We start from the raw sequence: 12,679 nt of genomic DNA, 5'->3' as shown, positions 1-12,679 counted from the left end.
CGTCACGTCCTTCGGGCGTGCAGGAGGAGGATCGAGGCGAGCGACGGCGCCGCGCACGCGAGGCGGTCCAGGGGCCGCAGCGGGCGGGGCACCCCGTGGAAGGGCGCCCCCGTGACCCGTACGACGTCGAAACCGGCGGCCGCGACGAACTCGCGCAGCGCCCGCCGCGTGTACAGGCGCAGATGGCCCACCACTTCGGTGCCGGGGCGGCCGTGGACCGCGCGCAGGCTCACCTCCGAGAAGACGGGCTGCACCCCGGCGAGGAGCAGGGCCCGGTTGTACCAGGCGGCCAGGTTCGGGGTGGACAGCATGAGATGGCCGCCCGGGCGCAGGACCCGGCGCAGCTCGTCGAGGGCGGCGTCCGGGTCCACCAGGTGCTCGATCACCTCGGACAGCAGCACCGCGTCGGCGGCGGCGTCCCCGAACGGCAGTCCGTGGCCGCTCAGTTCACCCCGTACGACGTCGGGTACGCGGCCCGCGGCGCGGCGCAGCGCGTCCTGCGACCAGTCGACGCCGATCAGCCGGTGGCCCGGCAGCAGGCGGGCCGCGACGGCCGCGGCGCTGCCGTCGCCGCACCCCACGTCGAGGACGGTGGCCCGCCGGGTCCCGGCGAGCGCGGCGGCCAGGACGCGGGACTGGCGCAGGGTGCGCGGGGTGCCGGAGGCCACCGGGACGGCGGGGTTCTCGTAGAAGTCCCGCAGGCCGGGCCGGGTGGGCAGGGTGGACGAAGTGGGGGTCATGACGCCTCCTCCTGTGTCGCGTGGAGGTGGTGCTCGAACAGGTCGCGCAGGTGCGCCCCGTCGCCGTGGCTCAGGAGCGTGCGGGACCAGCGCAGGGCCAGGTGCAGCCGGCCCGCCGTGGACGCGGTGGTGACGGTGAGACCGCGCGGCATCCGGGCCGGCGCCGAGAACCAGACGGCGCCCGCCCGGCCGCCGTCGCCGAAGTCCAGCGGGTAGGGGACGCGGCCGATGTTGCTGAGCAGCGTCGTGGAGGTCCAGGGGCCTGCGGCCGTACGCAGCGCGCGGGTCGCGGCGGCCCGCCAGGCCACCGGCGCGTACGGGGTGGTCAACAGGGAGGCACCGTGGCCGAGTTGGGGTCGCACGAGGGATTTGAGGGCGGTGGTGCGGGTGGCGGTCAGGCGCAGGAGGGCGGGCAGCGGCTGTCGCAACTCGGCCGGCAGGAAGGGGACTTCGACGAGCCGGGTGCCGTTGCCGATGGGCATGGACGTGTCCCGGGGGCGGTCGTCCACCGGCATCGTGATGCGCAGGGGGCGCCGGCCGCGGTCTGCGCCGTGCTCCTCGTTCCAGTCCGCGATCGTGCGGGCCGTGGCCACCATCAGCTGGTCGTTCACCGTGTACGGGGAGCCTTTGGGGCGGCGCGGGACCGCCAGTTCGCAGACGAGGAGCCCGTTGCCGGGGCGGGACTCGGGGCTGCCCGGCGCCACGCGTGCGGGACGCGCCCAGGAGGAGGGCAGATCGGCCGGGGCCGGCCGGGGCGGTGCGGCGGCCGGGGCGGGCGGCGGCGCGTTGTCCCGGCCGCCGTAGAGGTCCGCCGCGGTGGCCAGGACGCGGAGGCAGGCCGGGCCGTCGAGCGCCGTGTGGTTGATGGTCAGGAAGAGGACGGTGTTGCCGGTCTCCGGGTGGGCGACCGACTCCAGGCGCACCGGGGGCGCGGCGGTGAGCGGCGGGGCCTCGGTGAGGGAGCGGGCGCGGGCCCGCTTCAGGGCGTCGGGTCCCGGCTCGGGGAACGAGACGGGGGACACGTCGGGGGCGTCCGCCAGCTCCCAGGCGTAACGGCTGGTGTACCAGCGGCGGCGGGCCTCCCGCACGAGGATGCGGGGGTGGCGGCGCAGGGCGCGGTCGAACGCCGTGCTCAGCCGGGCCGGGTCCAGGCGGCCGGAGAGGTGCACCTCGATGTGGACCGTCTCCGGCTCGTCGTCCTGGAGGCAGTGGCGGGAGATCTCGTCGACCGTCGGGAAGGGCAGGCGGTTCCCGCCGGGGGGCCGGGTGGGGCCGGTGCCCAGAGTGGTCATGGCTGGGGCCCCTTGTCCGTGGTCGTGCCCCGGGCCGGGGTGCGGGACTCGGGGCTCCGCCCCTGCCCCCGCTCCTCGGTCGCCGGAGGGGCTTGGTCGGGCAGGGTCGTCACCAGCGCCGCGAAGAGCGCCAGCAGCGCGAGGAGCTGGGCCGCCGCGCCGAACGCCCCCGCTCCGTCGTGGACCGGCCGGCCCGCCGCCGTCGCCGCCGTGATGCCCGCCGCCGCCATCGCCAGGAACGCGATCGGTACGAGGACGGCGTGGCGTTTCCAGGAGAGCAGCGCCAGGGCCGGTACGAGGGCCGCCCAGGGGCCCGCGATCACGACGCCGACGAGGGTGAGGGCCACCGTGCCGAGGATCAGGCCGGGGGGCGGCGCCGGAGCCGGTTCCTCCATCGGGTCCGGTGGCCTGCGGCGCCACACGGCCAGGGCGAGGAGCGCGACGAGGGCCGCGCCGCCGGTGATCAGGCCCACGTCGTAGCTGGTGGCGGGCTGGTAGGAGAGCTTGACGGGGCCGGCGGCGCCCTCCGGGATCAGCCATGCCTGCTGCCAGCCGTCCAGGCGCAGCGCGGTGAGCTTCTTGCCGTTGAGGCTGGCCCGCCAGCCGTCGCCCGCGTTCTCGTACGTCGTCAGATATGTGGCCTCGCCCGCGCCCACCCGCACCTCGCGGCGGTCGCCGAGCCAGTCCCGGACGGTGAGGTCGCGGGTGGTCGCGTCCGGGGTCGCCGGGGCGGCTGCCGCGGCCGCTTCCTCGCGGGTGAGGGTGAGCGTGGTGAGGGCCAGCGGGCCGTCGGAGCCCGTCCTGAGCGTGTGCGGGCCCGCCGGGAGGTTGAGCGTGTCGCAGAGGGTGATGTCGACCGGGCGGCGCTCGGTCAGGTCCGCCAGGGTGCCCCGCGCCGAGGTGCGGTGGCGGGTGCCGTCGATCGTGACCGTCGGGCCCTTGCCGCAGGGGAGGCTGAACTTCCGCTCCGGGGCGGGCTGTTCGACCCGGTACTGGTCGAGCGTGGGGATGTACGCCTCGGTCAGGCCGACGGGAAGCCGGAGGTCCTCGTCGGCTATCGGGTTGTGGACGGTGAGCGGTGCGGTCGCGGTGACGGTGATGTCCAGGCGGTCCGTGGTGATCGGGTCGAAGCGGGCCACACCGTTCTCGTCCACGTTCGCGACCGCGGCCCCGTCGGGCGAGCTGATCTCGATCTTCTCCGGGCGGGCGGAGAGCCCGCCGGCCGCGGGGAGCACGAGCGTGGAGACGGGCTGCTTGTCCGGCCAGCGCAGGTGGATCGTCGGCTCGCCGCTCGCGACCCAGGCCGTGGTCAGGTCCCCGTCGGTGAGGTTGCGGGCCGAGGTGTTGGGGCCGAGGCGGGCCGTCGAGTCGGCGGTGGCCGTGATCGCGCGTTGCTGGTCGGGCGCGACGGAGTAGAGGAGCTTGTCGAGGGCGGTGGTGGGCATCGGGGTCGCCGTCGCCTCGAACGTGAAGCGGGACGAGCCGTCGGTGGTGAAGGCGCGGTGGAGCGCCGGTTCGCCGTCGGTGAGGGTGAGCGAGCCGTCGCCGGTCGCCCGGTGGAAGGTGAACCGGTCCGCCTGCGGGGAGTCGGTGGGCAGCTGCAGGGCGCGGCTCGCCCGGACGCCGGGGACGCCGATGTCGGAGAAGCCCGCGCCGGTGAGCGAGGGGCGGGCGGCCTGGGTGTCCAGGATCGTCACCCGCAGCCAGCGCGCCGCGCCTTCGGGGGCCTTGACGCGCTGCCGGGTTCCGTCCGGCTGGAGGTCGGCGGTGGTGCTGCCCTGGTCCGTCTCGATCCGGATGCGGGTGGGCGCCGCCCGGACCTGGTCCTGGGGGAGCGGTGTCACCTGGAGCGTCGCGGGGATCGACGTGGGGCGGGTGAAGTCGATCCGCGCCCATTCGCCCTTCGCCGAGTCCGGGTCGCCCTCGGCCCAGGCGGTGTCCGGGTCGCCGTCGAAGGCGTTCACGGGGTCGAACTGCGGCAGGTAGAGCAGCCAGTTGCCGCTGGAGGAGGCGGAGACCGCGCGGGCCCCCTCGATCCGGGCGGTGCTCTGGTGGGCGAGGCCGCGGCTGGGCAGGAGCTGTTTCGGCTTCTCGCCCGGGTTCTGGTCGGCGCCGGGGCTGTTGCGTTCCGTCGGCGTGTACGGGTACGAGGTGTTGGTGTTGACCAGGCCGAACCGGGTGTCCGCGCGGCGCAGTCCGTCGACCGCCGCGCGCAGTGCGGGTGTTCCGATGCCCGGATGGTTGTCACCGGTCAGGACGGCGGGGCGGTCGCGGAACGCCGGGTCGGCGGAGAGCGGCAGCAGGGACTCGGGGCCGCCGCTGACCTCCGCGGTGGAGCGGACGGGGAGCAGCCCCGCCTGCCCGGGGCGGTGGGTGCCGGCGGCGGGCGCGTAGATCTCGACCGACCGCGAGCGCGGGTAGAGGCCCTCGACCTGGACCGGGGTGTCCTCGGCGATCCGGCCGCCCGTGACGGCGGGGCCGAAGCCGGTGACGCGGTGGAAGCCGGACTGGGTCAGCGTGCGCTTGACCGTGGCCGTGGGGACGTAACCGAACTGGTCCGGGTCGAGGTCGTTGCGGACCACCACGTAGTAGAGGCCGCTGCGGCTCAAGTAGTCCTGGAGGCCCGGGACTTGGCCGCCCGACATGAGGGCCTGCTCGATCGCGTCCAGGGTGCGGCGGTTGCCCGCCGTGCCGAACGGGACGTAGTCGCGCTGCGCCCAGCGGGACTCGGCGAGGACGTCCAGCGGCTGGTCGATGGGGGAGCCCCACGTGTAGATGCCGTGGGCGGTGGCGGGGACCACGAGCGCGCGGGAATCGGGGGAGTACGTGTGCAGCCAGTCCGCCGTCGCCTGCCAGTACGCCGGCAGTTTCTGGAAGGAGCCCGGCTGGAGGATCGAGCCGTTGAGGTAGGGCCAGGCGAGTCCCGGCAGGATCAGGACCGCGGCCAGCAGCGGCGCGTACCGGCGCCCGCGCAGCGGCCGGGTGCCGCGGGACTCGGTGGCGATGCCGACGACGTGCGCGATGCCGAGGGCCAGCGCGAGGGCGAGGCCCGTCTCGAACTTGTAGACGTTGCGGAACGGGGCCAGCGGGCCGTCCAGCCACGATCGCACCGTGTCGTGGAAGGGGGCGCCGAGCGCTCCTCCGTACCCGGCGAGGGTGATGAGGGCCGCCGCCATGACGGTGAGCAGCAGCCAGCGGCGCTCCGGCAGATCGCGGCGGGCCAGGCCGGCGAGGCCGAGCGCCGCGGCGAGGGCGGAGCAGACGATGACGACGCCGCTGGTCGCCACGGTCCAGCCGGCCGGCAGCCAGGCGTCCCCGAGGTGCAGATAGGCGACCCAGTTGCCGGCGCCGCGCAGGGTCTCCGTCGCCGCCATCGTGTCGGTCGTGGTCCGCGCGCTCTCCACGTAGGGCAGGAAGTTCTCGCCGTACGCGCCGAGGAGGAGGAGCGGGATCGTCCACCACAGCGTGGCGAGCGCCACCGAGGGGAACCACCAGGCGATCTGCCGGCGCTTGCGCGGCGACGACGGGCGGGAGAGGAGGTAGAGGCCGACCGGGAGCAGCGAGGCCAGCGTCGCCGCCGCGTTCACGCCGCCCATGAACGGGACGAGCAGCGCCGAGCGGACCGCCGAGATCCGCGGCGAGGTCAGCGGGTCGGCCAGGGGGAGCAGCACCCAGGGCAGGAACGCGCCGGGGAGCGCCGCCGCCGACGTCGAGCCGATGACGATCGTGAACGTCGGCCACAGCGCGTAGGCCACCGCGCCGAGAAGGCGGCTGCGCGGGGTGCCGACGCCGAGCCGCTCCATCAGGCGCAGCGCGCCCCAGAACGCCACCGTCACCACGATCGACAGCCACAGCCGCTCGGCCAGCCAGACCGGCACCCGCAGCAGATCGGCGAGCCCGTAGTAGGGCAGCATCGGGAACGCGTAGCCGATGTACTGGTCCGCGATCCCGCCGAACCCGGCGCGGTCGTGCCACAGCTGCCCGAGGTCCGCGAGGAACTGCCACGGGTCGAGCGCGACACCGAGCTTCGTCTCGAACGTCATCCGGCCGGGACGCACCGCGCAGAACGCGACGAACAGCACGGCCCAGAAGGCAAACAGCCGGCGACGGGAGCACCGGCCCGGTTCGGGGTCCGGGCTCGTCGCCGCGGCGGGTGGGGCCTGGACCATGGTCGTCATCGGGGGCACCGCCTGAGGATGAGGAGGAGGTTCCAGGTGGCGAACTCGCGTACGCCCGGCACCCGCGCGACGGCCGCCGGGAGGAACGGCCAGTAGCGGGAGCGCGCCGAGACGAGCGCCACGTCGTCCCGGGAGCGGACGTGGCGCAGCGTCGGACCGATGTGGTGGGCGAAGAGGTTCTCGCCGAGGGTGTGCTTGGGCGCCCTGCCGGTGCGTCGCCGGTAGCGGGCCTGCGCCCGGCGGGCGCCCAGGTAGTGCCAGGGCGCCCACTCGTGACCGCCCCACGGGGAGAGCCAGTTGGTGAACGAGAGGTAGATGAGGCCGCCGGGCCGGGTGACCCGGACGAGTTCGCTGAGGAACGTGTCGCGGTCGGCGACGTGCTCCAGGACGTTCGAGGAGAACGTGACGTCCGCCGACGCGTCGGCGAGCGGCAGCAGATATCCGTCGGCCAGCACGGTGGCGGCCGGCGGAGCGGGGCCGAGCTCCCGGGTGTCCGGCTCGAAGAGGATGCCGTGGGCGCCGCGCGCCCGGAACTCACGGGTGAAGTGACCGCTGCCGCCGCCGACATCGACGACGACCTTCCCCGCGACCTTCCCGTACGCCTCGACCTGGTCGGCGGCGTCCCGGGCGAGCAGCGCGTAGCACCCGACGGGGTCGCGCTGTTCGCGCAGGAACGCCCGCAGGAGCGCGAGCGACCTGGCCGGTGACGGGTCCCTGAACCCGGTCGCGGTCACGGCGCCCGGCCTCCGGCCGGCTCAGACACGGCCGCTCACCGCCTCCGCCGCGACCGCGCCGAACTGCCGCACGGTCCGCGCCCACCGGTAGCCGGCGGCCCGTTCCTCGGCGGCCTTGCCCATCAGCTCGCGGCGTTGTGTGGACAGGGCGAGCGTGCACCAGGCCGCCGCGAACGACGACGCCCCGCGGGCCAGCAGACCGGTGACGCCGTCCTCGACGGAGTCGCGGACGCCGGGCACGTCGAAGCCGACCGTGGGCGTGCCGCGCGCCGCCGCCTCCGTGACGACCAGGCCCCAGCCCTCGACGGCCGAGGGGTGCAGCAGCAGCCATGCCTCGCAGAGCAGCCGGTGCTTCTCGGCCTCCGTGACCCGGCCGGTGAACTCGACGCCGTCGCCCGCGAGGTGGCGCAGGCGCTGGCCCTCCGGGCCGTCCCCGACGATCATCAGGCGGCCGCCCGTCACCGGACGCACCCGCTCCCACAGGCGCAGCAGCAGGTCGATCCGCTTGTACTCGACGAGCCGGCCCACCGCCAGGAACAGCGGCTCGGACGAGCGGTCGGCGCGCGGGCCGGGCTCCTCGACGCCGTTCGGGACGAGCCGGATCCGGGCCGGGTCGACACCGATGGCGCGCAGGGCGTTCGCCGTGGACGGGGAGACGGCGACCAGCAGGTTGCGGCGCTGGGCGCCGGACAGTGCCCAGTGTTCGAGTCTTCGGCCGACGTGGGCCGCGGGCGCCAGCGGACCGCGCAGCCGCATCCGCCACAGGTCCGTGTGGACGTGGTTGACCAGGCAGAGGGTGGGGCCGTGGTGCCAGAGCGGCGCGAGGTAGGGCATGCCGTTGCAGACCTCGACCAGCAGGTCGCAGGCGCCGACCTGGCGGGCGAGGGCGGAGCGGGCGCGCAGGTAGTGGGCGGCCTGTCCGCCCGCGGAGACGACGCGGTAGTCCCGGAAGGCACCGTGCGCGGCCGGTCCGCCGCACAACAGCGTCACCTGGTGGCCCAGCTCCGTCAGCCCGTCGGCCAGCCGGTCGACGAGGAGTTCGGAGCCGCCCGCGGCCGGGTTGCCGAGGTCGCGGTGGGCGAGGAAGACGATGCGGCGCGGCGGTGGCCGGCCTGCCGGGTGAGGCCCCGCGCCGCGCGAGGACGCGGTGCGCAGCGACGGGGGCACGTGCTGGGGCATGAGCGCTCCAACTCGTCTGGGGTGCGTGCGGTGAGGGCGGCTCGGCAGGGGGCGGGCTGCCGAGACGGTCCGGCGGGTAACTGCGCCGGGGCTGTGCTTGGGCTGTGCTTGGGCTGTGCACAAGGTGGGGTGGGACAGTTTTCGCCGCGCCGTCGGCCGCGGCTACTCACCTGGGTGACAAGTTTGGGGCCGAGTTCACCTGACGTACCGTCACATCGTGGATGTTTCCAGGGTCGTCGGGGACGAATCGGGATCCGGCCGCCCCCGCCCGCCGGAGGTGCGCCGGCCACCTCCGCCCCGCACGACGGACAGCGCCCCGGCCGCCACCAGGAGCGCGCCCAGCGCGGCCGCCCCGATGGGCAGCGTCGCGCCGAGCAGGGTGAGGCGGTCGTTGTCGTCCCGGGCCAGCGCGACCTGCGCGCGCTGAGTGGCCGGGGTGAACGCGATCCTCCGGCTGTCCAGGAGCACGGCCGCGTCCTTCGCCGTACCCGGCGCGCGCAGCGTCTTGCGGGGCCCCACCGCCGCGTACAGGACCCGGCCCGTGCGCTGGTCCGCGATGAGCTCGACGCGGTGGTTGGCGTACCACTCCTCGGCCAGCACCTGGCCCTTGTCCGGCTGCCCGACGAGGCGTCCCGGCACCTGCCGCGAGCCGGTCCTGGCGGGCGCGACGGTGCCGGTGAACCGGTAGCCCTCGTACCCCTGGACCTTCGTCGTACCGCTGAAGCGGAGCGGGACCGTCGCACCGAGCGTGTTGTCCCACCAGGTGTACGTGCGCTTCTGTACGTCGAAGGGGAACTTCAGGTACGCCTCGCCCTCGAACGCCGGCTGTTCGCCGCAGCAGTGCACCGGGGCGTTGGTCGCGCGGTCGGTGACCCAGCGCTCCACGGTCCACTGGAGGGCGTCGTGCGGATCGGCCGCGGGCAGCGAGCGGTCCGTGTCGACGGAGGTCGTCACGTCCCACACCGCCCGGCCGCTGCGCTCGCTCTCGGCGACGTCGCCGCGGACCTGCCGGGTGATCGTCAGGTGCCGGCCGCGGACCGTTCTGATCTTGTCCGTGTCGAAATAGCTGCCCGTTCCCGTGAACACGGTCGTCGCGTCCACGTCGGTGCTGGTGCGCTCGGCGCGCGGCTCCACGTACCAGGCGAGCAGGCCCGCGAGGACGAGCAGGAACGTGCCGAGACCTACGCAGACGAAGGGAGTCTTCGGGGGAAGGATCTTCGATGGACGGCGCATCCGGCACTCCTCGATGGAAGGGCACCACGGCGTGCCCGTGGTCGGCCGGTCATGGGCCGGGAACCGTAGACGCACTCTTGACGAGGTGTCAATCCACTGTCGACACTGGGGACTTGACGGTACGCACAGGGTGGGGACCGACCTCAGTACTCCGCACGCAGCACGGACGAGAGGCTGACCCTGCGATGAACCGACTGCTCGCCGCCGCGCTCTGCGCGGCCGCCGGGGCGGCGCTCGCCGTCGCCGCGTCCTTCGGCGTGCTCGCGCTGGTCAACGCCACACCGGACCAGCCCAACACGCCGCTCGTCACGTACGAGACGCCGGGGCAGGGGCGCTGAGCCGTGCCCGCCGCCACCCGCTCCGCCTGGTGCGACGTGCCACCTCTCCAGGTCAAGCAGTTCGCCGCGCTCGCCATGGACGAGGCGCCCCGGCTCGCCCAGGACATCCTCGACGAGATCCGCCGCGAATTCCCCCACCTGCCGCTGGTCCTCGACGAGTCCGGCGAGCCCATGGCCCTGGTCGGCATCCGCCGCGCCATCGAGGGGTTCGTGCGGCGGCTGACCGAGGTCTCCACCGACACCGCTCCCGAGGAGCAACCGCCCTCCGTCTTCCAGGAGTTCGGCCGCGGCCAGAGCCTGCACGGCCGCAGCCTCGACTCCCTCCAGGCGATGTACCGGCTCGGGGTGAAACTGGCCTGGCGCCGCCTCGCCGCCCTCGGGCACCGCCTGCGCATCCCGCCCCCGGCCATGTACGAACTCGCCGAATCCGGCTACGAGTACCTCGACGGCCTCGTCGACCAGTCGGTCCGCGGCTACGCCGAGGCCGCCGCCAGGCAGGCCGGTGAACGGCTGCGCCTGCAACGGAAGGTGATGGACCTGCTGCTCGAAGGGCGGGCCACCGCACCGCCCGACCCCGTGAAGGCGCTCACCGAACGCGCCGCCCGCATCGGCTGGCCCGTGCCCGAGCGGGTCGCCGTCGGCGTGCTGCTGCGGCCCGCCCGCGACGCGGTCGCCCCCGCCGTCGGCCCCGACGTGCTGCTCGACATGGAGACGGAACGGCCCCGCCTCGTCGTCCCCGACCCCGACGCGGCGGGCCGCCCCGACCTGCTGCGCCGCGCCCTGTCCGGCTGGAGCGGCGCGATCGGGCCGCCCGTCGCCCCGCCGCACGCCGCGAAATCGCTGCGCTGGGCCGAGTCCGCGGTGGCGCTGATGGAGCGCGGCCTGCTCCCCGCCGACGGCGTCCTGCACTGCACCGAGCACACCCAGGCCCTCGTCCTGCTCCAGCCCGAGGAGCTCCTCGACGACCTCACCCGGCGCGCCCTCGCCCCCCTCACCCACTGCGGGCCCACCCACGCCCGGCGCCTGGCCGAGACGCTGCTCGCCTGGCTGGAGACCCGCGGCGGCGCCCCCGAGGTCGCCGCCCGGCTCGGCGTCCACCCGCAGACGGTGCGCTACCGCCTGCGGCAGATCCGCGAGCTGTGGGGCGCCGAGGTCGACGACCCGGACCGCCGCTTCGAGCTGGAGCTGGTGCTGCGCGCCCGTCGGCTGCGCGGCGAACTCGGACCGTAGCGGCGAAGGCCCCCACCTGCGCTTTCCCCGGGACCATTGCCCGGCCAACCCCACTGTGCGTAGCCTATGTTCGCGATACCGACCGTCTGTTGAAATACCGAACATAGGAGGGGGCCGGTCGTGGGACGCCTCGTACCCGCCGTGACCCGGGCTCTGGACATTCTGGAGCTCTTCCTGGACGGGGACGGCACGCTGTCCGCCCCCGACATCGTCCGCAAGCTACAGCTGCCCCGCACCACGGTCCATGAGCTGGTCACCACGCTGGCCGCCCGCTCGTACATCGTGCAGGTCCCGGCCCAGCCCGGCCGCTACCGGCTCGGCGTGCGCCCCTACCAGCTCGGCAGCCGGTACGCGGAGCAGCTCGACCTCGCCGCCGAGGGCCAGCAGGTCGCCCGTACCGTCGCGGAGACCTGTGACGAGACGGTCCACGTGGCGATCCTGGAGGGCGCCGACGTCATCTACATCGCCAAGGTCGACTCCACGCACGCGGTGCGCATGGTCTCCGCCGCGGGCCGCCGGCTGCCCGCGCACTGCACCTCGGTCGGCAAGATGCTCCTCGCCTCCCTGTCCGAGAGCGAGCTGGCGGCCCGCGTCCCCGCCGGCGCCGAGCTGACCGGCATGACGGAGAACAGCATCACGGACCCGGACGCCCTGCACGCGCACCTGGCCGAGATCCGCAGGCGCGGCATCGCCGTCGAGAGCCGCGAGTCGAACCCGGACGTGTCGTGCGTCGCCGCCCCCGTCCGCGACCGCACCAACCGGGTCGTCGCCGCGCTCTCCATCTCCGTACCGATGATCCGCTGGACCGACACCCGCGAGGACGAGCTGGCGGAGCTCGCCGTGAAGGGCGCGGCCGATCTGTCGGAGCGGCTCGGCCACCGGGGTGTGGCATGAGCGTCGAGATCGCGGTGCGGGAGTCGGCGACGCTGGGTGAGGGCCCGACCTGGGACCCGGCCGCGAGCCGGCTCATCTGGGTGGACATCCTCGGCTCCCGCGTCCACACCTACGAGCCGGACAGCGGCCGCCGTACGGTCCTCGCCACCGAGCAGCACGTGGGCGCCGCCACACCGCGGGTGGACGGCGGGCTGGTCGTCAACCTCCGGGACGGAGTGGGCAGTTACTCGGCGCAGGGCTCTTTCTCCTGGCTGCACCGCGAGCCGGTGCCGGGCCGCCGCGGCAACGACGCGGCCGTCGCCCCCGACGGCGCGCTGTGGGCGGGCTCGATGGCGTACGACGAGACGCCCGGCGGCGGCGATCTGATCCGCCTTGCGCCGGACGGTTCGGCGGCGACCGTCCTGGACGACGTCACCGTCTCCAACGGCACCGGCTGGAGCCCCGACGGCACGCTCATGTACTACGTCGACACGCCGACGCGGCGCATCGACGTCTTCGACGTGGACGGCGAGCGGGTCACCGGGCGCCGTGAGCTGGCGAGCGTCGAAGCGGGCGCCGGGTACCCCGACGGCCTCACCGTCGACGCCGACGGCTGTGTCTGGGTGGCCCTGTGGGACGGCGCGGCCCTGCGCCGCTACACGCCGTCCGGCGCGCTGGACCGCACCGTCCCGCTGCCGGTCCGGCGCCCCACGGCGTGCGCGTTCGGCGGCCGGGACCTGAGCGACCTGTACGTCTCGACGGCCCGGGTGGGGCTCGACTCGCCCACGCCGCTCGAGGGTTCGCTGCTGGTGCTGCCGGGCGCGGGACAGGGCCTGGAGCAGCCCGCCTTCGGGTAGACGCCGCCGTCCGAGAGCGGCTTTT

The 12,679-nt window shown here is 74.7% G+C and carries 10 protein-coding genes; 4 read left to right on the top strand and 6 right to left on the bottom strand.

Annotated features, from left to right (window positions below):
• Positions 1–2: 2 nt before the first annotated feature.
• From ACZ45E_RS07100 to pgfA, 6 genes are all read right to left on the bottom strand, one after another.
• Positions 3–740 (bottom strand): class I SAM-dependent methyltransferase, encoded by a 738-nt coding sequence (locus tag ACZ45E_RS07100; protein ID WP_468217548.1) that lies wholly within the window; start codon positions 738–740, stop codon positions 3–5.
• Complete coding sequence (locus tag ACZ45E_RS07095) at positions 737–2,032, bottom strand: condensation protein (RefSeq protein ID WP_468217547.1); 1,296 nt, start codon at positions 2,030–2,032, stop codon at positions 737–739. Before ACZ45E_RS07095 ends, ACZ45E_RS07100 begins: the two co-directional genes overlap by 4 nt.
• A complete protein-coding gene (locus ACZ45E_RS07090; RefSeq protein ID WP_468217544.1) occupies positions 2,029–6,210 on the bottom strand; it encodes an alpha-(1->3)-arabinofuranosyltransferase in 4,182 nt (1,393 codons plus the stop codon). Before ACZ45E_RS07090 ends, ACZ45E_RS07095 begins: the two co-directional genes overlap by 4 nt.
• Positions 6,207–6,944 carry a class I SAM-dependent methyltransferase gene (locus tag ACZ45E_RS07085; protein WP_468217541.1) on the bottom strand — a complete coding sequence of 246 codons (738 nt, stop codon included), beginning with the start codon at positions 6,942–6,944 and terminating at the stop codon, positions 6,207–6,209. Before ACZ45E_RS07085 ends, ACZ45E_RS07090 begins: the two co-directional genes overlap by 4 nt.
• A 21-nt stretch (positions 6,945–6,965) precedes the next feature.
• Complete coding sequence (locus ACZ45E_RS07080; RefSeq protein ID WP_468217539.1) at positions 6,966–8,123, bottom strand: glycosyltransferase family 4 protein; 1,158 nt, start codon at positions 8,121–8,123, stop codon at positions 6,966–6,968.
• A 210-nt stretch (positions 8,124–8,333) separates the two neighbouring features.
• Complete coding sequence (gene pgfA, locus ACZ45E_RS07075) at positions 8,334–9,356, bottom strand: cell envelope lipid trafficking protein PgfA (RefSeq protein ID WP_468217537.1); 1,023 nt, start codon at positions 9,354–9,356, stop codon at positions 8,334–8,336.
• Positions 9,357–9,541: 185 nt separating this feature from the next.
• On the opposite strand from pgfA, the gene ACZ45E_RS07070 reads away from it, so the two are divergent.
• From ACZ45E_RS07070 to ACZ45E_RS07055, 4 genes are all read left to right on the top strand, one after another.
• Positions 9,542–9,694, top strand: a complete 153-nt coding sequence (locus tag ACZ45E_RS07070) for a hypothetical protein (RefSeq protein ID WP_468217535.1) — start codon at positions 9,542–9,544, stop codon at positions 9,692–9,694.
• A 3-nt stretch (positions 9,695–9,697) separates the two neighbouring features.
• On the top strand, positions 9,698–10,924 hold the full coding sequence (locus ACZ45E_RS07065; RefSeq protein WP_468217532.1) for a PucR family transcriptional regulator: 1,227 nt from the start codon (positions 9,698–9,700) through the stop codon (positions 10,922–10,924).
• Between the two features lie 120 nt (positions 10,925–11,044).
• The gene (locus ACZ45E_RS07060; protein ID WP_468217531.1) at positions 11,045–11,818 is read left to right on the top strand and encodes an IclR family transcriptional regulator; all 774 of its coding nucleotides are present in this window, start codon (positions 11,045–11,047) and stop codon (positions 11,816–11,818) included.
• Positions 11,815–12,654 (top strand): SMP-30/gluconolactonase/LRE family protein, encoded by an 840-nt coding sequence (locus ACZ45E_RS07055; RefSeq protein WP_468217529.1) that lies wholly within the window; start codon positions 11,815–11,817, stop codon positions 12,652–12,654. The genes ACZ45E_RS07060 and ACZ45E_RS07055 overlap by 4 nt, the downstream gene beginning before the upstream one ends.
• The last annotated feature ends 25 nt before the right edge of the window (positions 12,655–12,679 follow it).

Source organism: Streptomyces sp. NPDC030991 (genome assembly GCF_055571235.1).
This window is presented reverse-complemented; position numbering and strand designations above follow the sequence as displayed.